Here is a 23,532-nt window from a genome sequence, read left to right as displayed (position 1 = left end):
TAAATATGCTATATAATCCTGTCACTTAAGCACCTAGAGTGCTAAAATTTAAAATTAAGGATTGAAGAATGAACTTTAAACCACTTGGAAAAAGACTTCTTGTAAAAAGAGAAGAAGAGACTAAAACTACAGCAAGCGGCATTATCATACCAGATAACGCAACCAAAGAGAGACCATCTAGCGGTAAAGTAGTTGCAGTTTGTGATGAGTGCAAAGAGATAAAAGTAAATGACACAGTTGTTTTTGAAAAATATGCAGGCAATGAGATTTCTCTAAATGATGAGAAATTTTTAGTCTTAAAATGTGAAGATATTCTTGGAATTATAAAATAGATTAGGAGTGATGATATGGCAAAAGATATAATTTTTTCAGATGAGGCAAGAAATAGACTATATAGCGGTGTAAAAAAGCTAAATGATACTGTAAAAGTTACAATGGGACCAAAGGGTCGCAATGTGCTTATGCAAAAGAGTTTTGGCTCACCAGTTATTACAAAAGATGGCGTAAGCGTTGCAAAAGAGATTGAGTTAAAAGATAGTGTAGAAAACATGGGCGCAGGACTTGTAAGAGAGGTTGCAAGTAAGACAAATGATGAGGCAGGCGATGGAACAACAACTGCAACAATACTTGCTCACTCTATCTTTAAAGAGGGCCTAAGAAACATAACTGCAGGAGCAAATCCAGTTGAAGTAAAACGCGGAATGGACAAAATGACTGCCGCAATCATTGAAGAGTTGAAAAAGATCTCAAAACCAGTTGCAGGCAAAAAAGAGATTGCTCAAGTTGCAACTATCTCAGCTAACTCAGATCACAATATCGGAACTTTGATTGCAGATGCGATGGAGAAAGTTGGTAAAGATGGAGTTATTACTGTTGAAGAGGCCAAGTCAATAAACGATGAGTTAAATGTAGTTGAGGGAATGCAGTTTGACAGAGGTTATCTAAGCCCTTACTTTATAACTGATGCAGAGAAGATGATAGTTGAGTTAAATAGCCCATATATCTTGCTTTTTGATAAGAAGATTACTAACTTAAAAGATCTTTTACCAGTTTTGGAGCAAGTTCAAAAAAGCTCACGCCCACTTTTGATTATTGCTGAAGATATCGAAGGAGAGGCACTTGCAACATTGGTTGTAAATAAACTAAGAGGAGTTTTAAACATCTCTGCTGTAAAAGCACCAGGATTTGGCGATAGAAGAAAAGCAATGCTTGAAGATATTGCTATTTTAACAGGCGGAAGTGTTATAAGTGAAGAGCTTGGAAGAACACTAGAGAGCGCATCTATAGGAGATCTTGGAGAGGCTGAGAGAGTTGTTATAGACAAAGACAACACCACCATAGTAAATGGCAAAGGCGACAAGTCAGCCATCGAGGCAAGAGTTGCACAGATAAAAGCTCAGATAGAAGAGACAACTAGCGATTATGACAAAGAAAAACTTCAAGAGCGTTTAGCAAAACTAAGCGGCGGAGTAGCTGTTATTAAAGTTGGTGCAGCAACAGAAACTGAGATGAAAGAGAAAAAAGACCGCGTAGATGACGCACTAAGCGCTACAAAAGCAGCAGTTGAAGAAGGCATTGTAATTGGCGGTGGAAGCAGCCTTGTAAGAGCTGGTCTTAGAGTCAAGTTAAATCTCAAAGGCGATGAGTTAATAGGCGCTGATATAGTAAAAAGAGCCATCTACTCACCTCTTAAGCAAATTGCAGAAAATGCAGGCTTTGATGCAGGAGTTGTAGCAAATACAGTTGCAGTTAGCAAAAAAGAGAGTTTTGGCTTTGATGCGATGAGTGGCGAGTATGTTGATATGTTTGAAGCAGGAATTATCGATCCACTAAAAGTTGAGAGAATTGCACTTCAAAATGCAGTAAGCGTTGCTAGCTTGCTACTTACAACAGAGGCTGCAGTTAGTGAGATAAAAGAGGATAAAGCGCCAGCTGCTATGCCTGATATGAGTGGTATGGGCGGCATGGGTGGCATGGGCGGAATGATGTAGTCCATTTTGGTTGGCAGAGTGAAAGCTCTGCCTTTTTGATTTATACTTCTAAAAACTCTAAATTTATACCCTAAAACTTGTATTTAAAAGTGAGGTTTGTAAGCATTCCCTTGCCACTTTGAAATTTACCATCAACTGTATCTAAAAAAGTCTTACCTTGTTTATCTACCCTTCTGTTTTGTCTATCTTGATAGAGGAAAGATCCTGCTAGCTCTTTGTTTTTGTCTATCTTATAGCTAAAGCCCGTAGAATAGACATAAGCCTTTGTATCAGGCAACTCAAAACCGACATATTGACTCTTTGTAGCAGCCTCATCATAACTAAATCCAGCCATTAGTCTTAAACTATCATTTACTCTATATCCAAGGCCTATTCTATAGGTATTTGCATCTTTCCAGTTTTTTTGTTGCGGCTCTTCAAAGGCCTTTGCAAATGGAACTGTGCCATCATAGTCAAAATCAAGCTCTTTTAACTTTGACCAAAATGTTCTTTCAAATGCAAACATAAAGTCAAATTTATCATACTCATAAGCACTTGCTAGGATAAGTGTAGCAGGAAGAGGGACTGTTATGGAGGCACTTCCGTCATAACTTCCAGTTAGGCTCATGATAGGTGGTGTTGATGTTAAAGTTATGCGACTATTGCCCTTTAGTGTCAAATTTACCTTTGATTTGTAGGTTGCACTAAAAGCAAGATTGTCCAATGGCTTATATGTTGTTGCTACTAGGTAGCCAAAGTCGATACTATCGCCATTCATATGCCTTGTTGCATTGACTTTAATAGGAGTTCCAGGAACTTCTAAATTTTCTATATAATTTTCTGTTTCGCCCTCAGAATAGACTGCTCTAGCGCCAGCTGCTATGCTAAAATTATCACTTACTCTATAGGCAGCACTTGAAGAGATTTCAATTATTTTTAACATGAAAAGATGTGATGTAGCCTTTGCATAGTCGCCATCCCACTTCATAGCTATTCCAGCAGGAACTGCCAAAGAGATGCCATATCTAAATTTATTATACTCTTTGGTAATAAAGTGAAAAGTTGGTGTAACAAAACGCTCTTTTTTAGATGTTTGATCTTTTGTTCCAGCAACTTTTGAGTAGTTTTTAAATTTGGTTTTGCCAAGATAGATATAGGTAAGACCACCTTCAATAAAGTAGCTATCTCTATCTAAAAAACTCATATTGGCAGGGTTATAAAACGAAGCATCCGCACCATAGCTTTTTGCAATATTTGATGAGCCAAGTGCCACAGAATCGCTACTTTGCTCAGGGATTTTATAACCTGCACCAAAAAGTAGCAAAGGTGACAGAGCAGCGCTAAATAGTAAGATTTTTTTATTCATATCTGTCCTTAAATTTGTTTGAAGATTTATTATACAAAATTTTTTATTTTTTCAGATGCTATTTTGCTAAGTTGTATATAATGGTTGGATAATTTTTATAAAGGATTTAAAGTGAGACATGCACTAAGCATTGCAGGAGTTGATCCATCAGGTGGAGCGGGAGTTATAGCCGATCTTAAAGTATTTATTGCTCATAATATCTATGCCATGGGAGCTATTACAGCTGTTACAGCACAAAATACACAAGGTATCTTTGGAATGGAGCTAATAAGTGGCTCGCTTATTAAAGAGCAGATTGACAAAATTTTTGAAGATATTAGAGTTGATGTTATAAAAATTGGTGTTTTACCAAGTGCTGAGATTATAAAAGCAGTTGCCAATAGTCTAAGGGAGAAAACAGAGCTTCCGCCAGTTGTGCTAGATCCTGTAATGGGCTGTAAAAACGGCAATATCTGGCTTGAAACAGAGGCAAAGAGCGCCATTGTAAAGGAACTTTTTCCACTTGCAACAGTCATTACACCAAATATCCACGAAGCAAGAGAGATATTGAAAAAAGAGATAAAATCAAAAGATGAGTTAAAAGAGGCTTGCAAAAGACTTTTGGACTATGGCTCAAAAAGTGTCTATTTAAAGGCTGGTGAGTTTGACGGAATCTCTTTAGATCTCTTTTATGATGGCAAAGAGTTTGTAGAGTTTAAAGACAAGAGGCTAAATACCACCTCAACCCATGGATCTGGCTGCTCTTTGTCTAGCGCAATAGCTGCCAACTTAGCAAATGGCAAAAGCTTAATAGATGCTGTAAGTGCTGCAAATGAGTATATTTTTTTGGCTATCAAAAATGCCTTTTTGGTAGGCAAAGGTTGCAATCCTGTAAATCACTTCTTTAAATTTCACAATGAAAAGAGTTAAGACCAAAAAGCTAAAAGTAGGCTCTGTTGAGGTTGGTGGCGATGCACCCATCTCTTTGCAGTCGATGACCTTTTCCAAGACAAAAGAGATAGAAGCAACTATTGCTCAGATAAACAGACTCTACTTTGCAGGTGCAGACATTGTAAGATGTGCTGTGCTTGATATGGAAGATGCGGCGGCTCTAAGGCAGATAAAGGAGCAAAGTCCGCTTCCAATAGTTGCTGATATACATTTTAACTACCGCCTTGCTTTGGAGGTTGCCAAGTTTGTAGATGCTGTTCGTATCAATCCGGGCAATATCGGCGGAGAGGACCGTATAAAAGCAGTTGTTGATGCGTGCTCGGCTAGAAATTTACCTATTAGAATCGGTATAAATTTGGGAAGTTTGGAGAGAGTTTTTGAGGATAAATTTGGGCGAAGTGTCGATGGAATGATAGCTTCAGCGGTTTATAACTATGAACTTTTAGAAAAGCTTAATTTTTTTGATATTGCCATCTCTTTAAAAAGTAGTGATGTATTAACAACTATGCAAGCCTACAGAAAACTTCGTCCGATGTGTGATTATCCATTTCATCTGGGTGTTACTGAGGCTGGAACTACCTTTCATGCGACTATAAAGTCCTCTATTGCTATTGGTGGGCTTTTACTTGAGGGTATTGGCGATACTATAAGAGTTAGCATAACAGGCGAGTTAGAAGAGGAGATAAGGGTTGCAAAGGCGATTTTGCAAGATAGTGGCATACAAAAAAGCGGTCTAAATATCATCTCATGCCCAACTTGTGGAAGACTTCAAAGTGATTTGGTAAGTGCTATAAAAGAGATAGAAAAACGAACATCTCACATAACAGCTCCTCTAAATATCTCTGTTATGGGTTGTGTTGTAAATGCCATTGGAGAGGCAAAAGGAGCGGATTTGGCTATAGCATTTGGCAAAGGTAGCGGACTTATCATAAAAAAAGGAGAGATCATAGCAAGACTTAAAGAAAAAGAGTTGGTTGGGAGATTTTTAAAAGAGCTTGAGATGGAGGCAGAAAATTATGATAAGAGAAAATAGTATAGATCTTTATAAAGCAGGCATAGATGGCATAGAGAGGTCAGTTTTAAGCTCAATTATAAATAGCGATGAGGCCTTTAGCATAGCGCACTCTATCATCAATAGGCATGACTTTTCTTTGCCAGCTTATGGAGATATATTTGAGGCAATTTGTGCTTGCGTGGATAATGATGAGCCTATTGAAGTGGCATTTATCAAAAAGCGACTTGGCAAGAAATTTAACGAAAACGTCCTTGCAGATATCCTTGTAACAGGTCCAATTGTAGATGTTGAAACATATGCAAATGAGATAAAAGAGCATAGTATAAAAAGAGCTCTTATGGATGTCTCTGTCAAAATCCCAAAGATAGTAGACAACTCTTCAAATTTAAAAAATGCAATAGATGAGATAAGCTCTGAAATTTACGCACTTTTAGAAGATAGAGTAGGGGGCGCTATAAAGGAGAGCAAAGAGGTTATAAGAGATGTTCTTTTAGATATTGAGCTACAAAAAACCAGAGATGATAAAGATCTAGTTGGGCTTGATACGGGCTTTAGATATCTAAATGAACATACCAAAGGCTTTAAGCCAGGAGAACTTATCATCATAGCAGCACGTCCTGGCATGGGAAAGACCGCTTTTGCGTTAAATTTGACACTAAAAACAATAAAGCAAGAGAAGGGAGTTGTCTTTTTTAGCCTTGAGATGCCGGCAAAAGATCTTATGAAAAGAGTTTTAAGCTCTCATACAGGCATTCCACTTTCCAACATAATGACAGCAAAGATGCAAGATAGCGAATATACACGTTTTGGCGATGCGTGCGATGAGCTTAGTGACAAAAAGCTCTTTATCTACGATAGTGGCTATGTCAATATCCACCAGATAAGAACACAGATGAGAAAGCTAAAGAGCAAAAACGAAGATATCTCACTTTGTGTGATAGACTACATAGGACTTATGACAAGTAGTAGCAAATATAGCGAACGTCACTTGGAGATTGCCGAGATTTCACGTGGCTTAAAGCTCTTAGCACGTGAGCTAAATATCCCAATTATCGCACTATCGCAACTTAACCGCGGTGTTGAGTCTAGGGCAAACAAGCGCCCAATGTTAAGCGATTTAAGAGAGAGTGGCGCGATAGAGCAAGATGCCGATACTATTTTGTTTGTCTATAGAGGTGATGTTTATGCTGAGCAAGAGGAGATGGAGAGGCGCGAGCGATATAGAAATGAGGGCAAAGATATGAGTGAGTATAAACCGCACGTCCCACTCAACAAAGATATGGAAGAGGCTGAGATAATTATAGGCAAAAACAGAAATGGACCACTTGGCACAGTAAAAGTTGTCTATAAAAAAGAGATTACCAAATTTGCCGATGCGTTGCTTGAGCAAAGTAGCGAGCCTTTGGGTGAGTTTTCGATGGATGATGGAGAGGAAAATTACGAGAGAAATTTAAGAGGTCTAGAGGGCTGATGAGAAGGGTAGCGCTAAATTTATCCATTGTTGCTACCATCTATCTATTTTTTATCTTTTGGGCAAGGCTTAATTGCACTTATTTAATAGCGCTTTTTTTGCTACTACTTGGTTTTTTGATAGTTGAAATTTACTCATACAGAGCACTTTTTAGAGTTGTTGTAAGTAGAGCATTTTTCAAAAAAGGGGGAGTTTTAAGGGCGCTTTTTAGTGGCAAACTATTTTCATTTGTTAGCTCTTTTTTCTATGCAAGCTTGCTTTTGTTTAGCTTCATCTTTACTATGATGTTTATAACAAAGCTTGAATTTGTCCTTTTTGGGCTACTTTTACCACCATTTTTTCTGCTAGTAAGAAGAGCTTTTTTTGCCCTGTTTAAAAATGAGCTAAACTACAATCAAAATTTAAAACGAGTTAGCATCTATTTTTGCTCTTTTGTTGCAAGCTTTGTCTATACAGCGGTGGCTCTCTTTTTTTTAAATGGTGCAGAGAGTGAGTTTTTTGCCTTTTTAGTAGGTGAAAATCTATGCAGTGCAAACTGCTCTTTAATAAATGAAATTTACAGCTCTGTTTTCTACTTAAAACGGGCTATTCTTTGGCTAGAGCAGAACTTTTTTATAGAGCATAAGTTGCTTTTATTTCTCATTTTTGGTCTAAATAACTTTCTCTTTTTTGTCGCTATTTTTCATCTAATCTCACTTTTTTTTGGCGGCAAAGGGCTAAATTTGGGCTACTTTTTAACTACTATTTTTACGCTTTTTTATGCAACTTCGCTTTTTATGGTTGTCTCTTTTACAAAGGAGATAGCACCATCTGGCACAGTTTCGAAAACAAAAGAATTTGTAGAGATAGTTGTGCAAAATAGCAAATTTAAGATAGAAAAAAGTGAGCTTTTATCACTTCTAAACTATCAAAAAGAGTCAAAAGAGCGTCACAAAGAGAAGCTAAAAAGAGATTTGGATAACTATATTGATCTTATCTATGAAAACTCGTCCACTATTTTTGCAAACAAATTAGCAGAGTTTAAATACTCAGTTTTTAGCGACTATTTAGTGCTTTGGCATGGAGTTTTTGATAATGAAGATTTTGTAGAAAAGAGGGTAGAGGAGCTTTTAAAAGAGTCGTTTCCTAAGAGTTTTACACAAGGGCTTGATGGCGCGATAAATAGAGAACTTTCTAGTTATGAGAGAGAAATTTATGACAAACTCTCCTTAAATTTATCAAATTTAGAGCTAAATTTATCAAATATTGCCTATTCAAACAGACAAAGAGTTGGAATAAGTGGTAGTTTTGGAGCAGGAATTGGTGCAATGCTAGTTGCAAAAAGCCTAACAAAAACGGGTGGAAAGGCAGCATTTTCTAGTAGCAGTGCAGCTGTGGGAGCGGTTTGTGGGCCAGCGGCTGTAATTTGCATACCAGCAATTGCCATTGGAAGTTGGTTTGGCTTTGACTATATTTTTGCCAAAGGCGATGAGTTTTTAAACAAAGATAGCTTTATAAAAGAGGTAAAAGAGGAGTTGATGAGCCAAAAAGATGGCTTTAAAAGAGAGCTTTATATGAAGATAGATGAGCTTTTTGATGAGGTTGATAAGAGTATATTTATCATAGATGAGTAGAAATTTAAGGAGTTTTGAAGTGATTAGGGCATTTGGCGAGTGGGAAAAACAGGAGATGTTGCTAGTGACGTTGCCACACGAAAATAGCGATTGGAACTGCTATTTAGACGATATATTGTCATCTTATTGCTCTTTTGTAAAGAGTGCTGCAAAGTATCAAAAAGTGGGTGTAATATCGCCGTCAAAGGAGAAATTTAAAGCTTTTTTAGATGGTATGAATTTGAGCAATCTACATGAGATTGTCTCTTTTGAGATAGCTACTAATGATACTTGGATAAGGGATTATGGTGCGATTGATGTTTTAAAAGATGGCGAAATTGTAAGTTATGATTTTGGTTTCAATGCTTGGGGCGGGAAGTTTGATAGCTCTTTGGACAATAGTGTCAATAAAAAACTCTTTGAAAATTGCTACTTAAAAGGCTCTTTAGAGGAGATTGATCTTATTCTTGAGGGTGGAAGTGTTGATTTTAATGGAGAGGGAGTTTTGCTTACAACAAAAAAATGCCTGCTAAATAGCAACCGCAACGCCAAATTTGATCAAAGCAAGATAGAGACAAAGCTAAAAGAGCTTTTTGGGCTAAAAAAGATAATTTGGCTTGAGAGGGGCTTTATAAAGGGCGATGATACCGATAGCCACATCGATACTTTGGCTAGATTTATATCTTGTGATACTATCGCTTACTCATCGTGCGATGATAGGCAAGATGAGCATTTTGATGAGTTGGCGGCGATGAGAGAGGAGCTAGAGATGAGTGGCTTTAAGCTAGTTGCTCTTCCACTTCCAAAGGCTAAATTTTACAAAGGCAGGCGCTTACCTGCAACTTATGCAAATTTTGTCTTTGTAAATGGCGCTTTGATAGTGCCTGTGTATGGCGATAACAATGATGAGATAGTTTTAGATAGACTTCAAGATGCCTTGCCAAATTTGGAGGTAGTAGCTGTTGATGCAACTGTTTTTATCAGACAAAATGGCTCACTACACTGCTCTTGTCAAAATAGATTTGCATTATCTTAGGCTAGCTATATATGTTAAATTTAATCCACTTTTGATACAATACCTTTAAATTTATCCATAAGGTTGAGAGTGAAAAAAGTTCATTTTATAGGCATTGGCGGGATTGGTATCTCTGCTATTGCTAGGTTTTTAAACGAGAAAAAAGAGTATGTTATAAGTGGCTCAGATATAAAAGAGAGCGAAGTTATAAAAGAGCTTAGAGATGAAGGTATGCAGATCTCTACACCGCACAACAAAGCAAACATCAAAGATCAAGACTTAGTTATCTACTCAGCTGCCATCAAAGAGGACAATGCTGAGCTAGTTGAGGCTAGAAAAAAGCAGATAAAGTGCTACTCTAGAAAAGAGATATTGCCATTTATATTGCAGGATAAAAAGGTCTTTTCGGTTGCTGGCGCACATGGCAAAAGCACAACTTCAGCTATGCTTGCAAGCCTACTTGATGGCTCAGTTATCATTGGCGCTATCTCAAAGCAGTTTAACTCCAATATGAAATACAACAAAAATCAAAATGTCATCTTTGAAGCAGATGAGAGCGATAGTAGCTTTTTAAACTCCAATCCCTATCTAGCGGTTGTTACAAACGCAGAGCCTGAGCATATGGAGCATTATTGTTATGATTTAAATAAATTTCACTCTGCCTACAAAGGTTTTTTGGAGCGCGCAACAATAAGAGTTATCAATGCCGAAGATGAGTTTTTGGGCGCTTTGAAGATGGACTCTATCAAGCTTTTTCCAAGCAAAGATATAACCGATATGAAGGTAGTTCTCAAATCCCACCAACCCTATATGAGCTTTTGTCTAAAGGGTCTTGGGACATTTGAAGTTTTTGGGCTAGGAGAGCATATTGCAATTGACGCAAGCCTTGCAATACTTGCAGCAAGCACGCAGATTGGGCTTGAAGAGATAAGAGAAAAGATTAAAAGCTACAGAGGGATAAAAAAACGCTTTGATATCCTCTATGCAGATAGTAATTTTGTCTTGATTGATGACTATGCACACCACCCAACTGAGATAGAGGCAACCATAAAAAGCATAAAAGAGTATGCCAAGCTTTTGGGTCTTAAGCGTATTATTGCCATTTTTCAACCACATAGATATACAAGACTAAAGGCAAATTTAGCCAAATTTAAAGAGTGCTTCAAAGCTGTTGATGAGGTTGTGATTTTGCCTGTTTATGCGGCTGGCGAAGATGATAATGGCATAAATTTAAAAGAGGAGTTTTCACACCTAAATCCACTCTTTACAAATTCTTTAAAAAGAGTTGAGAGGGGAGTTGAGTTTATAGATGATTTTGGAGTAAAACATCTGCTTGATGAGGGACTTGTCGTTGGCTTTGGTGCTGGAGATATAACCTATCAGTTAAGAGGTGATTTTAACTAAAGGAGATGATTTGATAAGACTTATATTTTTTTTACTAATAATACTATTTTTAATCTTACTATTTTTGCTTAAAAACTCCAAAAGAAATAGCATTATAAAGAGTATAGTTGGAATTTTTTTGATAGTTACATTTGTTTTTGGCTATTTTTATGAAAGCGAAGTCAAAAAAAGCGAGTATGAGCTAAGAGATGAACTAATAGTCCATTTTGAGCAGGGTGGCACACTTAATTGCAACGGCACAACTGTAGATAAAGACAATTTTGGCTTTTCATATGCATCATCTAGTTTTATTGCCAAAAAAGAGGCAAAAGTTGAATTTCAAGGGCTTGTTTTTGATATAAAAGAGTGCAAAAAATGAATCAAGAGTTTATAGAAAGACTTGATCTTAAGGAGTATATGGATAAATTTAACTCCTTTTTAGCTAGAAAAAAGCCACTTTTTATAGAGGGAGATAGCAAGATTGCCTACAGACAGCTTTTAGAGCTTAGTAATGTTTTGTTAAAAGAGTCAAAAGAGGTGGCAAATTTAGATGACGCACTTATTAGGCTCTCTAAACACTTTATACTTCATATTAGTGAAATTTATGAGTTTTGCAAGATTATCTCCTATTTTGTCTATATCAAAAAAACCAAGCTTGATGGAAGCATAAAAGAGTGGCTTGATAAGATTGTCATACCAGATGAGATCTATCAAATTTCAACATATTTTAACGACAAAGGCGAGTTAAAAGAGGAGATTGATGAACGTTTTAAGAGCTTAAATGTTGCATTTGCCATAAAAAAAGAGGCGATTGATACTATCTTAAAGAGAATTGTCTATTCTAAAAACTTAGCGCCATATCTAGTCGATACTCAGATACACTACATAAACGAAAATGAAACTTTGCTCTTAAGAGGCGGCTTTAACCACTTTATAAAAGGAAGAGTTGTTGCAAGAAGTAGTGGTGGATTTTTCTACATCATACCAGACTCTATCTCCAAGCTAAAAGATGAGCAAGAGGAGATTTTGCAAAAAAAAGAGCTCATCATCGAAGAATACACCAAAAAAATAAGTGCCACTTTTAGCAAAAATTTAGCCTTTCTTAAGTTTATAAATGGTGCTTTTGATAGGTTAGATAGCCTTATTGCACGAGTTATGATGGCAAAGTGCTATGACTATGAGTTTGTTTTACCAAATAACTCCAAAGAGATTGTGCTAAAAGAGTTTGCCCACCCAGCACTTAAAAATCCAAAAAGAGTAGATATCTCTTTTGATAAAAAGGTGCTTTTGATAACAGGCGTAAATGCCGGTGGAAAAAGTATGCTTCTTAAGTCCATTATCACAGCCTCTTTTCTTTGCAAATATCTACTTCCAATGTCAATAAATGCCGCCAACTCTTCTATCGCGACCTTTAAAGAGTTTGATCTTATTATGGAAGATCCGCAAAATGTAAAAAACGATATCTCAACATTTGCAGGAAGAATGCTACACTTTAGCAAACTTTTTGGCAAAAAAAATATCCTTATTGGTATAGATGAGATTGAGCTAGGAACGGACTTTGAAGAGGCAGCAGCGCTTTATAGCAGACTTGTTGGGACGCTTATTAGAGATGATGTTAAGGTTGTCATTACCACTCACAACAAACATCTTGCCGTGCTTTTAGCCAAAAATGAAGATGTTGAGATGTTGGCGGCTCTCTATGATGAAGCAAAAGCCCTTCCAAAATATGAGTTTTTAAAAGGGACAATAGGCAAGTCTTATGCTTTTGAGACAGCTTTGCGATATGGCATTCCATCAAATTTGGTAAAAGAGGCAAAAGAGCTTTATGGCGAAGATAAAGAGGGACTAAATGAGGCGATTAGCAAGGCTATAAATTTAGAGTCAGAACTTAAAGAGAGCCTGCAAGAGTGCCAAAGAAAAGAGCAAAAACTTCAATCCCTAACCAAAAAAATAGAAGATGAACACGAACTTTGGCGCAATAGACAAAAAGAGAGTTTATCGCGGCTAGAGCTTGAGTATTACAATGCGATAAATGAGCTTAAAAAAGGTATAAATTTAAAAGATACAAAAGAGAAGCAACGAGCAATAAATAGGGCAAACGAGCTTAAAAAAGCGATACTTTTACCAAAAGAAAACAGACCAAATTTAGAGTTTAAGGTAGGCGACGCGGTCAAATACCAAAACATAAAAGGAACGATTATCTCCATCTCCAAAAACGAAGCCACAGTCCAAACAGAGGGGATTAGTCTAAGAGTTGCACTTAAAGAGTTGCGTCCTACTACTATAGTAAAGCAAAATAGAGCCAAAAATATAAAAATAAGTGTAGAAAAAAGCGGCTCAAATGCTTTGGTGCTTGATCTCCACGGACTTAGATCTGATGAGGCGATAATGCTACTTGATAAATTTATCTCCGATAGCCTTATTGCAGGTTTTGATGAGGTTATAGTAAAGCACGGCATTGGCACTGGCAAACTTGCTTGGGCTGTAAAAAACTTTTTATCTACTCATCCAAGTGTAAAAGAGTTTTATGACGCGCCACCTAGTCAAGGCGGTTATGGCTCTAAAGTGGTAAGATTGTAGCTTGATTTAAGGAGTAGAGCGTGAGTTTTTGGTCTATATTTTTTCAAGGAGTTATGTTAGGATTTGGTCTTGTCATACCGATGGGTCCAATCAATGTCCTAATCATAGCTTACGCTCTTGTCTCACTAAAAGTTGCGATAGCCTTTGGTTTTGGGGCTTTGAGTGCTGATATTGTCTATTTTACCTTGCTAAATGTCGGAGTTTTGGCCTTTTTAAAGGGAACTATAATGATGAAGGCACTGGCCCTTTTTGGCTCAGTTTTTTTAACTTATATAGCAGTTATGATAATAAAGGGCGCAAATAGGCCGCTTGATATAAGCAAAGCAAAGCAGATAGACTCACCATTTAAAAGCTACATAAAGGGGCTGTTTCTTGGCTTTGCCAATCCCTATGCCATAACTTTTTGGCTAAGTATTGCCGCTATAAGCGCTGGATATAGTGGTGGAATTGTCTTTTTGGCACTTGGTTTTTTTATCGCCTCATCTTTGTGGCTTGTTTTGTTGCCACTTGCTATCAACAAAAGTAGAGCCTTTATCTCACAAAAAGCAGTAAAACTCTTTGCCTATTTTTCCGCTATTATCATTATGTTTTTTGTCTTTAAGCTCATTTATAAGAACTTTTTAGTTTAGTTGAGATTTAAGCACAGCGATATCTTTTGTTTAAATTTGAAATTTAAAGGTGTCAAATATAAGTCTTTAAATGTAACAATAAAATAATGAGTCAAGCTTTTAAATTTGGCTAAATTTGCTATTAAATGTAATCATTTTGATATAATATAAAAACTATTTAAAAGGAGTTTCAATGAAAATAATATCTACCAAAAATGCACCAGCAGCGCTTGGACCATACTCTCAAGGGGTTTTGTCAAATGGTTTTTTATTTACATCTGGTCAAATTGCTATGAATGTAAATGGGGAGTTTTTAGATGGCGGTATTGCTCTTGAAACCAATCAAGTCCTTATAAATTTAAAAGCTATCTTAAAAGAGGCAGATCTTACCTTAAGCGATGTCGTTAAGGCAAATATATTTCTAGTAAATATGGATAATTTTGATGTTGTAAATAGAATTTATGAAAAATTTATGGGCGAACATAAACCGGCAAGATCGACTGTTGGCGTAGCTTCACTTCCAAAAAATGCAAACATCGAGATAGAGTTTATTGCCAAAAAAAGATAGCCAAATTTAGGGGCGATTATTCCCCTAAAACATTCCGTAAATATCGTCCAATACGAAGTATTTACAATCCAAAGTTCCTCTATAAAAAGTTTTAAATGTATTGTTATAAGACTCTTTAAAAAAGCCGCTTTGACCAAGCTCAATGATAGTTTCGTTTATCTTGCTAAGTAGTTTTGTGCTACCTTTTTGTACTGCAACACAGTCCATAAATGACTGACCTATCTGCTTGATACTTATCTCATAATCTGGGTTTATTAAAGGTATTGTTGCGACACTTACGATGTTGTGCATAAAAGCATCTGCATCTTTGGCTCTTAGCTTGTTATAACACTCTTTATTGTCTTGACAATAGACAATCTTAAATTTACCAACTTTTTTAAGATAGTCATCTGAGTTTGTATTTTCTATGGTTAAAACTCTCTTGCCGTAAAGATCCGAAATCTTTTTAATGTTGGCACTTATCGGTGTAACTACTGATAAATTTATTGAAAAATAGGGAATCGAAAAGTCAACCACTCTAGCTCTTTTAGGATTTCTTGTATAAGCAGCAACTATCATATCCACCTTATCTTCTCTTAATGCTTTACTTCTGTCTGATTGCTGAACTGCTATAAATTTCACCTCTACATCTTTTCCAAAAATCTTTTCAATAAGCACTTTTGAAAAACCTATCTCAAATCCTTCAAATTCTCCATTGTCATTTTGCATGCTAAAAGGCGGCATATATGGCGATACACCAATTCTTACAAATTTGTTTTGAACTATCTCATCAAAATCAGCGCCAAAAGAGTAGCAAAGGCAGAGCAGTAAAAGCAGTAGTTTTTTCATAAAAATCTCCAAATCTAAATTTAACCATAGAATTATAATTATAAATTTGTTAATAATATATTTAAAAAAACAAAGAAGAGCTAAGAGTTGGCGATTTTAATGGAAAAAGATTTATAAAAATTTGAAATTTAATCATTTTTATTTTATATTAAAAATATTATTTTTAATATTATTGGAAACAAATTAGAAAATTTAAAGTATAATCATCAGCACTGTTTATTTTAAGAACAGATATCAATTCAAGGATAAAAGATGAAAAAAATCTTCTTAGTTTTAGCAGCTACGCTATTTTGCTTGACTGGAGTCTTTGCACAAGAAAATTTTTCAAAAAAAGCTACAGTTGAGCCACTCTATACACAAAAAGGCGATGGCAAGGAGTATTGCCCAATATGCGGAATGGATTTAAAAATGCACTACAAAACAGTCCATATGGCAAAGCTAAAAGATGGAACCGATAGAGAGTATTGCTCTATAAGATGTCTTATAGAGGACAGAAAGAGCAAAGAGGTCGATATGACTACAGTAAAAGTTATTGATGCCAAAAGCCAAAAAGCAATAGATGCAAAAAGTGCCTATTATGTAGTTGGAGCCAACGCACCAACAACAATGTTGCCACTTAGCCTTTATGCCTTTAAGGATGGAGCTGATGCAAGAGAGTTTAGGGCTGAGTTTGGCGGAGAGATTAAGACATTTGATGAAGTTTATGAGCAAGTTACAGGAGTAATGCAAACTAGCGAAGCAGCAAGGCAGTCTAGACTTGAAAAGAATGTCTATCCAAAAGGTCAAAAGCTCTATGAGTCAAAGTGCAAAGAGATAAATCCATCAAGCTATGAAAATATCGCCAAATTAAAAGCAGATCTTAAAAATTATTGTGATATAAAAGACCCTATGCAATTCCAACCAATTGCTCTTTATCTTTGGGATGTAAAGAGAGAAAAAAGTAGCGATGAGAGCTTCTCTATGAGTGTTACAAAAGAGGATAGATGCCCAGTTTGCGCTATGTTTGTGAGCAAATATCCAGAGTGGGTTGCTAAAGTAGAGTATGATGGTGGATACTATGCATTTGATGGTGTAAAAGATATGATGAAATTTGTCTTTGACCCTAAAAAATATGCTGGCAAGGAGATAAAGATAAAAAGAGTTCTAGTAACTGACTACTACAACCAAAAAGGGATAGATGCAACTAAAGCTTACTATGTACTTGGTAGCGATGTTTATGGACCAATGGGCAATGAACTTATCCCATTTAGTAGCAAAAAAGAGGCACAAAACTTTAGAAAAGATCACAAAGGCAGTGATGTGTTGAGCTATCAAGAGATAACCAAAAGCATTGTTTGCCAACTCGATGGACTAAAATGTGACTAGAAGAGTTAAGTTTTATATAGCTACATTTGCAGTTGTTTTTGCATATGCTTTTTTACTCTTTTATCTTATAGAAAGAGAGAGTTATATCGACGAAAAAAGGGCATTTGTAGCTATAACCAAAACAAACAGCTTTTCTTTTTGGAGCCAAACACCCTATGTAAGAGAGCAGTTTGGCTCTTGTGTTGGCGATATTTACAACTACCATCCAGGGCTTTTAGAGAGCAAGAGTGCTACATTTATCAACTCAGGACTATACAAAAGATATGAATAATATATTTGACTATACACTTGCATCACTTACTAGATATGGCTTTAAAAACATCTTTATCGTTGTCATTTTTGGCTTTTTAGTCTTTTTAATCTCATCTGTCATTATGATAACCAACTCACTAAAATATGAGTACAAAATCATACAAAAAGAGCTTCCAGATATCATATTGCAAAAAAACTATGGTGGCAAAAGCTATCTTATAAGCGATGGAGATATTGAGTTTATTTGGAACTATTCAGGCATTAGTTCAGTTGAAAAAAGAGTTTGGGGACAATATCATCTCATAAATGAGGGAGTCTATTTTTCAGTTTATGGAGTAGATCCTTACAGCACCATCTACAACAAAGAGATACAAAAGGCTGCAATGCTCTATGAAGAGAGCTTGGATAACTCATTTATAGCTTCAAAAGCGCTTGTTAAAAGATTGGATAGATATATCAAGACCTTTAACGCTATACCATTTTATACACCAGATAGATCTATCCTATCTCTTAAGCTAGCAGGAGTTTATAACTTTGGCAGTTCGCTTGAAAATAACGATGTTATCTTAGTAAGTGTTGAGAATGCTAGGAAAATTTTAGGGATAAAAGATGGCTACTATAGCGATATTTTGCTAAACATCTCCAATCCGCACGAAGTTGATTTTATAGCAGATAAAATTATGATAGAAGAGCCTACCATCAAAGCCATTACAAAAAAAGAGATTTTAAAAGAGTATGAGCTACTTTATGACTTTAAGTCCGGTTGGTTTTTGATGGGAATTTTCATCTCATTTGTCACTTTTTCTATCATACTTTATGAGAAAGTAAGCGGGATAAGAAGCGAAGAAAAAAGAGAGCTAGGTATCCTTAAAGCCCTTGGTTGGGAGATATCTCACGTTATAACTTATAAACTTTTGGAGTCTTTGATTCTTAGTGTTTTTGCATTTTTTATCGGTTTTTTAGCAGCTATGTTTTATGTCTATGTCTTGGGCGCTGTTGGCATTAGGGGAGTTTTTACAGGATATGAGAGTATAAAACATCCATTTGATCTAATTTTTGTTATGGACTTTAAGACTATGATTATGCTCTTTTTGATGAGTGTGCCGCTATTTGTCGCTGTTAGCATAGTGCCTGCTTGGAAGATTGCTACAAGTGATGCTTTAGAGGTTATAAAATGATTGAACTTATCGATATTACAAAGATTTTTAATGAAAATGAGCCAAATGAGTTTTGCGCTCTAAAAGAGCTTAGTTTCAAGGTAGAAGACAATAGCATTTTTGCACTAAAAGGGATTAGCGGGAGTGGAAAAAGCACAGTTTTATCTATCATCGCTGGCATTGCAAAGCCAAGTTTGGGGGAAGTTTTGATTGATGATGTGAGCATTACAAAGCTCTCTTTTAAATTTGCAGATAAATTTAGGCGAAAAAACATTGGACTAATATTCCAAAACTTCAACCTTATTCCAACTTTTAACATCTTAGAAAATGTTTTGTTGCCAACTCTTCCTGATGGCGGTGGCAAAAAAGAGCGAGCTTTGGAGCTACTTAGTTATTTTAAACTAACAGACAAAAAAGAGGTCAAAGCCAAATTTTTATCTGGCGGCGAACAGCAAAGAGTTGCCATTATAAGGGCTTTGATAAACGATCCAAAATATATCTTAGCAGATGAACCCACCGCCAACCTAGACTTGGCACTTAGCAAGGATTTGTTGAAGTACTTTGAAGAGATTAGAGATATGGGAAAGACCATCATCATCGCCTCTCACGATCCGCTAGTTTTGGAAAGTAGCCTCATCTCATCTACTTATGAGATGAAAAGGGGCTAATTTGATACTTCTAAATCCATTCATACTGACATTTTTGGCAGTTGAGTCGCTACTTTTTTTCTTTGCCTTTATCGCCTTTTATTACTCTTTTAAGATAGTTTTAGGATATCGCGCCAATCGCCTTAGCACAAAGGACTATCTACTCTCTAAACAGGGCTATTTAGTCTCTACTATCATAGTTTTTATACTCATCATAAAACTTCCGCTTTTTCTCTTTTTTGTCTGGAGTATGGATGAGATATCCTTTTTGGTGCCTGGTGCGATGTGCGGCGTTGGTATAGTTGATGCTACAAATTTTGGTGCCTATATGCTTTTTTTAAAGATAATCAACCTTTTTTTGCTCTCAGGTTGGCTTTTTATCAACTATAAAGATTTTCAAAGTCCAACTTCAAACTTTTTTATAACCAAATTTAAGTTTTTTATACCGCTTTTTATCTTTTTTATCTTTGAGTTTGTCTTTGAGTGGATTCACTTTAGCTCAATAAGAGTTGATGAGGTTGTTGAGTGTTGTAGTCAAATTTTCAAAAGCACAGCACTAACTAAAGTCCCATTTTGGCATAAAAATTTATTTATATTATCTATCTTTTATTTTTCATTTTTGTTGCTGCTTTTTTGGGCGCTAACTAAGATAGAGGTGATGTTTGGGTTTTTTAGTTTTATTTTTATGTTTTTTACCATCTATGCGATTATTCGCTACTTTTCGCCATATATTTATGAGTTGCCACTTCACAAATGCCCATTTTGTATGTTGCAAAAAGAGTATCACTATATCGGCTATCTCATCTATCTGTTGATATTTTTTGGAACGTTGCCTGGGCTTTTTGTCTTTTTAGAAAAGATCTTAGAGGTCGATGTGGATTTGAAACTATATAAGATATCTATGATTATAAATACCATTTTAGTGCTACTTCTTAGCTATTTTCCACTTAGTTACTACATAAAAAATGGCGTTTGGCTATAGATTGAAATTTAAAGGGTTGTTATGAATAGTCTTGAGTTATATGCAAAAATAGAGGAGCTTTTGGATTTTGACATGGCAAGAGCAGAGCTTTATAGTAGTTTTCTCTCACTTTTTAAGGAGTTTTCTATACAAAACTGCGCCACTTTAGATTTTGGGTGTGGTTCGGGAGAGTTTGCAAGACTTTTGGAAGACAGGGGCTTTAGTGTCATTGGGATAGACAAGAGCCAAACTATGGTAGAGCGGGCGGTAAATTTTGGCGTTGATGCAAGAGCTTGTTCTTTGAGCGATTTGGGTAAATTTGCTCTTATTACGGCTACTTTTGATGTGCTTAACTATCTTAAAAAAGATGAGTTGAAGCTCTTTTTAAAAGAGATTCCAGAGCATTTAGAAGAGGGCGGATACTTTGCTTTTGATATAAATTCCAAGTATGGATTTAGTCAGATTGCACAAGGTCTTTTGCACGAGAACGACGATGATGGCGACTTGATAATTGACGCAACATATGAAGATGAGATTTTAAAGACAAAGATGATCTATTTTGCAAAAGAGGGCAAGTTATACAAAAAGATAGAAGAAGATATTTTGCAATATTATCACGAAGTTGAGTTTATAAAGAGAAATTTAGCCCTTAAATTTATTGAAAAGAGGGATATTTTTTTATATAGTGATGATAACCATGCCGATAAAAATATCTTGCTTTTTAAAAAGGAGAAAAATTGAGAAGAAAGACAAAGATAGTTGCAACCATAGGTCCAGCAAGTGACAACATACAAACGATAGAAGAGCTTGTAAAGGCAGGAGTCAATGTCTTTAGAATGAACTTTAGCCACGGCGATCACGCCTATCATAAGTCAAATTTAGACAAAATACGAGCGGTAGAAAAGAAGCTTGGCATAAGGATAGGAGTTTTTCAAGATATAAGCGGTCCAAAGATTAGAGTTGGAAAGTTAGAAGATATCTTTCGACTAAACTCCGGCGACAAACTTATCTTTATCAAAGAGCAAGTTGTTGGAAAGGCCATAGATAAGGGTGTTTATGAGCTTTGCATAAATCATCCTGAGATTTTAGATCTCATCAAAGTTGGCGAATATATCTATCTTTGCGATGGTGCAATACGTGCCAAAGTCATCTGTAGCAGTGACAAAAAGGTAGAGGCCATCCTTGAAAACAGCGGCATACTTACTTCAAACAAAGGTGTAAATTTCCCAAACACTAGGCTAAATATTGATGTTATCACCAAAAAAGACCTAAAAGATTTGGAATGGGGCGCCAAAGAAAATGTTACATTTGTCGGTATCTCTTTTGTCCAAAACTCCAACGATGTCCTTAGAGTCAAAAAGATACTTGATGGCTTTGGTAGCAAGGCAAAAATTTACTCAAAGATTGAGAAATTTGACGCAGTGGAAAATATCGATGATATCATCAGTGTAAGCGATGGCATAATGGTAGCAAGAGGGGATCTTGGCATAGAGGTGCCATATTATGAGGTGCCAAACATTCAAAAGATGATTATCAAAAAGGCAAATGAACATGCAAAGCCAGTCATAACTGCAACACAGATGATGCTTAGTATGACCGAGAACGAAAGAGCAACAAGAGCCGAGATAAGCGATGTTGCCAATGCTGTTTTAGACGGAACTGACGCTGTAATGCTCAGCGAAGAGAGTGCCGTTGGCAAACACCCACCTTTGGTCGTAAAGGCGATGAGCAGCACGATAGAACAGATTGAAAAGATCTATCCATACAATAAATTTGATAAATATGAATTTTTTGATGAGACCGATATGGTGGTCTCAAGTGCGGCAAGACTTGCACAAAGCATAGGCGCTAGCAAGATTTTTTGTATCACAAGCTCTGGCGCTTCAGCTATAAAAATGGCAAGAAACCGCCCACAAATAGATATCTATGCCATATCGCACGATGAAGAAACAGCGCACTCTTTGACCATCGCATGGGGAGTTTGTCCTATAATGGTGCAAGAAAAACTTCAAGTCCAAGAGCTAATAGCAAAGATTATAAAAGAGGGTTATAAGAAAAATCTCATCGAAGATGACAAGACCTATCTCATAACTGCGGGCTTTCAAACAGGCGCTCCAGGAAGTACCAACTATATAAGAATCATCAAAAAAGATCAGATTGATTACTATAGAAATTTAAAGTCTGAAATTTAAGCTTTTTTGCCTAAAAGCTCTCAAAACTTGCCTATTTGCAAAGTGAAATTTAGACTTTTTTATCCTAGTAAAAGAGCCTAAATTTCAAATAGAGCTATTTTTTTAAATTTAACTTTTTTTGACTTGAAATTTAGCCATTTTTAAGCGACTTTTTACAGCTTGCATTGTCTAAATTTGGCTACAATATCCTAAAAATTTGGAGATTTGGATGAGAATTTTATCTATTTTTATCTGCACTGCTCTTTGTTGTTTTGGAGCCACAAGCAAGTGCTTGGAGTATAAAAACAACCCAACTCTCATAGTCAAAGAGCAAAATAGCCCCGCTTTTGAAAAGTGCAAAGAGGCGCTTTTTGATGATGAACTTTTAAAAGAGCTTTTTGATGTTGCTTACAAAATAAGAGGCGATGAGATAGATTGCGATGGTATGGGAGTTTTGGACTACAAAAAAGCCTTTGAAAACTCAGTCTATCTTATGCTTTTTGCACCGCAAGAGTATAAGGATGCAAAGGCGCTTTTTGTCGATGATGAGCGCGCTTATCTTGAGTATTGGAGCTATAGAAGCTTTTACAACTATGAACTCTATTTGAAATTTAACAATCTCCACAAAGAAGCGATAAGCAAGTTTAAAAGCCACTTTGTAACAAATTTTGGCTATGACAACAAAGAGGCGGATTTTTTAGCTGAGTTTATAGGTGCGAAATTTATAGACTACATCGCAGGACAGAGCGCCTTAGAATATAGTTTTTCAGCTATAGAGGAGCTAGTGCTTGATAAAAATATAGATATCGATGAGTTAAAGTCACTGCTTCTTTCTAAAAACATCTCCAACCTTGACCTTACCAATGCGCTTTTTATAGCGATTTTACAAAATAGAGAGATAGGTTTTTTAAATTTCTTGATAGAGAGTGGCGCAAGGATAAATTTAGGCGATGAAAACAGCCTCTTTTTTGCACTTAAAAACAGAGCAATATTGGAATTTTTGCTATCAAAAGGTGCCAATATCAACTATCAAAACAGCTTTGGCAAAAGTGCGATTTTTTATGCTGTAGAGTTAAAAGATAGCGATTTGGTTAGCTTTTTGATAGAAAATGGCGCCAATGTCAATGCAAAATATATCTCCGAGTCTGAAAAGTTGGCAAAAACTATGAGCGGCAATACGCCATTTTACATAAAATTTTGCGCACTCAATCACACCTCTAAAACTCTTTTGATGCATGCAGCTCATCACTCCAACTTAGAGATTGTAAAGCAGCTCATCGCACACAAAGCAAACATCAATGCAGTTGATGACATGGGCTTAAATGCGCTTGATTATGCGATTTTGGGCAACAATGAAGATATCGCTGCATATCTTAAAAAAAGCGGTCTTAAAAAACAAAATTTAGGAGAATATTATGAGTAAAAATATACTAATAACAGGTGCTACATCTGGATTTGGCGAAGCAACAGCGCTACTTTTTGCAAAAAATGGCTATAACACTATTTTACTTGCAAGAAGGAAAGAAAGACTTGATAGTCTAAAAGATAGTATTGCTAAATTTGGCGTAAAAGCTCACACGATTTGTGCTGATGTTATGGATAAAAAAGCTATTTTTGAAAGTATTGAAAGCCTGCCAAAAGAGTTTAAAAACA

At 36.1% G+C, this 23,532-nt stretch carries 23 protein-coding genes; 21 read left to right on the top strand and 2 right to left on the bottom strand.

Annotation, left to right across the window (positions count from 1 at the left end; genetic code table 11):
- The first annotated feature begins 68 nt into the window (after positions 1–68).
- Together groES and groL are read left to right on the top strand one after the other, a co-directional pair.
- On the top strand, positions 69–332 hold the full coding sequence (groES, locus tag Q0X52_RS02560) for a co-chaperone GroES (protein ID WP_297574478.1): 264 nt from the start codon (positions 69–71) through the stop codon (positions 330–332).
- Positions 333–347: 15 nt separating this feature from the next.
- Complete coding sequence (gene groL / locus Q0X52_RS02555) at positions 348–1,991, top strand: chaperonin GroEL (RefSeq protein ID WP_297574476.1); 1,644 nt, start codon at positions 348–350, stop codon at positions 1,989–1,991.
- A gap of 70 nt (positions 1,992–2,061) precedes the next feature.
- Here groL and Q0X52_RS02550 read toward each other — a convergent pair whose 3' ends face one another.
- Complete coding sequence (locus Q0X52_RS02550; protein ID WP_297574474.1) at positions 2,062–3,336, bottom strand: OmpP1/FadL family transporter; 1,275 nt, start codon at positions 3,334–3,336, stop codon at positions 2,062–2,064.
- Between the two features lie 111 nt (positions 3,337–3,447).
- Between Q0X52_RS02550 and thiD the strand changes: the two genes are divergently transcribed.
- From thiD to Q0X52_RS02500, 10 genes are all read left to right on the top strand, one after another.
- A complete protein-coding gene (gene thiD, locus Q0X52_RS02545; RefSeq protein ID WP_297574472.1) occupies positions 3,448–4,245 on the top strand; it encodes a bifunctional hydroxymethylpyrimidine kinase/phosphomethylpyrimidine kinase in 798 nt (265 codons plus the stop codon).
- A complete protein-coding gene (gene ispG / locus Q0X52_RS02540; protein ID WP_297574470.1) occupies positions 4,232–5,299 on the top strand; it encodes a flavodoxin-dependent (E)-4-hydroxy-3-methylbut-2-enyl-diphosphate synthase in 1,068 nt (355 codons plus the stop codon). The genes thiD and ispG overlap by 14 nt, the downstream gene beginning before the upstream one ends.
- Complete coding sequence (locus tag Q0X52_RS02535) at positions 5,283–6,752, top strand: replicative DNA helicase (protein ID WP_297574468.1); 1,470 nt, start codon at positions 5,283–5,285, stop codon at positions 6,750–6,752. Before ispG ends, Q0X52_RS02535 begins: the two co-directional genes overlap by 17 nt.
- Positions 6,752–8,365, top strand: coding sequence for a hypothetical protein (locus tag Q0X52_RS02530; protein ID WP_297574466.1), 1,614 nt, complete (start codon positions 6,752–6,754; stop codon positions 8,363–8,365). The genes Q0X52_RS02535 and Q0X52_RS02530 overlap by 1 nt, the downstream gene beginning before the upstream one ends.
- Positions 8,366–8,384: 19 nt before the next feature.
- The gene (locus Q0X52_RS02525; RefSeq protein ID WP_297574464.1) at positions 8,385–9,380 is read left to right on the top strand and encodes an agmatine deiminase family protein; all 996 of its coding nucleotides are present in this window, start codon (positions 8,385–8,387) and stop codon (positions 9,378–9,380) included.
- Between the two features lie 69 nt (positions 9,381–9,449).
- Positions 9,450–10,763 (top strand): UDP-N-acetylmuramate--L-alanine ligase, encoded by a 1,314-nt coding sequence (murC, locus tag Q0X52_RS02520; protein ID WP_297574458.1) that lies wholly within the window; start codon positions 9,450–9,452, stop codon positions 10,761–10,763.
- 10 nt (positions 10,764–10,773) lie between these two features.
- Positions 10,774–11,121 carry a hypothetical protein gene (locus Q0X52_RS02515; protein WP_297574456.1) on the top strand — a complete coding sequence of 116 codons (348 nt, stop codon included), beginning with the start codon at positions 10,774–10,776 and terminating at the stop codon, positions 11,119–11,121.
- The gene (locus tag Q0X52_RS02510) at positions 11,118–13,322 is read left to right on the top strand and encodes an endonuclease MutS2 (protein ID WP_297574454.1); all 2,205 of its coding nucleotides are present in this window, start codon (positions 11,118–11,120) and stop codon (positions 13,320–13,322) included. The genes Q0X52_RS02515 and Q0X52_RS02510 overlap by 4 nt, the downstream gene beginning before the upstream one ends.
- A gap of 20 nt (positions 13,323–13,342) precedes the next feature.
- A complete protein-coding gene (locus Q0X52_RS02505) occupies positions 13,343–13,951 on the top strand; it encodes a LysE family transporter (RefSeq protein WP_297574451.1) in 609 nt (202 codons plus the stop codon).
- 172 nt (positions 13,952–14,123) lie between these two features.
- A complete protein-coding gene (locus Q0X52_RS02500; RefSeq protein WP_297574448.1) occupies positions 14,124–14,498 on the top strand; it encodes a RidA family protein in 375 nt (124 codons plus the stop codon).
- A gap of 24 nt (positions 14,499–14,522) precedes the next feature.
- Here Q0X52_RS02500 and Q0X52_RS02495 read toward each other — a convergent pair whose 3' ends face one another.
- Complete coding sequence (locus Q0X52_RS02495; RefSeq protein ID WP_297574445.1) at positions 14,523–15,326, bottom strand: transporter substrate-binding domain-containing protein; 804 nt, start codon at positions 15,324–15,326, stop codon at positions 14,523–14,525.
- A gap of 252 nt (positions 15,327–15,578) precedes the next feature.
- Between Q0X52_RS02495 and Q0X52_RS02490 the strand changes: the two genes are divergently transcribed.
- From Q0X52_RS02490 to Q0X52_RS02450, 9 genes are all read left to right on the top strand, one after another.
- Positions 15,579–16,691: a nitrous oxide reductase accessory protein NosL gene (locus Q0X52_RS02490; protein ID WP_297574442.1), complete on the top strand. Its 1,113-nt coding sequence runs from the start codon at positions 15,579–15,581 to the stop codon at positions 16,689–16,691.
- The gene (locus tag Q0X52_RS02485) at positions 16,684–16,962 is read left to right on the top strand and encodes a hypothetical protein (RefSeq protein WP_297574439.1); all 279 of its coding nucleotides are present in this window, start codon (positions 16,684–16,686) and stop codon (positions 16,960–16,962) included. Before Q0X52_RS02490 ends, Q0X52_RS02485 begins: the two co-directional genes overlap by 8 nt.
- Positions 16,919–18,121 (top strand): FtsX-like permease family protein, encoded by a 1,203-nt coding sequence (locus Q0X52_RS02480; RefSeq protein WP_297574436.1) that lies wholly within the window; start codon positions 16,919–16,921, stop codon positions 18,119–18,121. Before Q0X52_RS02485 ends, Q0X52_RS02480 begins: the two co-directional genes overlap by 44 nt.
- A complete protein-coding gene (locus Q0X52_RS02475; protein WP_297574433.1) occupies positions 18,118–18,768 on the top strand; it encodes an ABC transporter ATP-binding protein in 651 nt (216 codons plus the stop codon). The genes Q0X52_RS02480 and Q0X52_RS02475 overlap by 4 nt, the downstream gene beginning before the upstream one ends.
- A gap of 1 nt (position 18,769) precedes the next feature.
- A complete protein-coding gene (locus Q0X52_RS02470; RefSeq protein ID WP_297574429.1) occupies positions 18,770–19,729 on the top strand; it encodes a hypothetical protein in 960 nt (319 codons plus the stop codon).
- A 21-nt stretch (positions 19,730–19,750) separates the two neighbouring features.
- A complete protein-coding gene (locus tag Q0X52_RS02465) occupies positions 19,751–20,449 on the top strand; it encodes a class I SAM-dependent methyltransferase (RefSeq protein WP_297574427.1) in 699 nt (232 codons plus the stop codon).
- Complete coding sequence (gene pyk, locus Q0X52_RS02460) at positions 20,446–21,900, top strand: pyruvate kinase (protein ID WP_297574425.1); 1,455 nt, start codon at positions 20,446–20,448, stop codon at positions 21,898–21,900. Before Q0X52_RS02465 ends, pyk begins: the two co-directional genes overlap by 4 nt.
- Positions 21,901–22,108: 208 nt before the next feature.
- The gene (locus Q0X52_RS02455; RefSeq protein WP_297574424.1) at positions 22,109–23,302 is read left to right on the top strand and encodes an ankyrin repeat domain-containing protein; all 1,194 of its coding nucleotides are present in this window, start codon (positions 22,109–22,111) and stop codon (positions 23,300–23,302) included.
- A partial coding sequence (locus Q0X52_RS02450) for an SDR family NAD(P)-dependent oxidoreductase (RefSeq protein ID WP_297574422.1) occupies positions 23,295–23,532 on the top strand: 238 nt, incomplete at its 3' end. The genes Q0X52_RS02455 and Q0X52_RS02450, both read left to right, overlap by 8 nt.

This window comes from uncultured Campylobacter sp. (assembly GCF_947255105.1).
GTDB lineage: Bacteria > Campylobacterota > Campylobacteria > Campylobacterales > Campylobacteraceae > Campylobacter_B.
The sequence above is the reverse complement of the archived record's forward strand: the minus strand, read 5'-3'. Positions and strand labels throughout refer to the sequence as shown.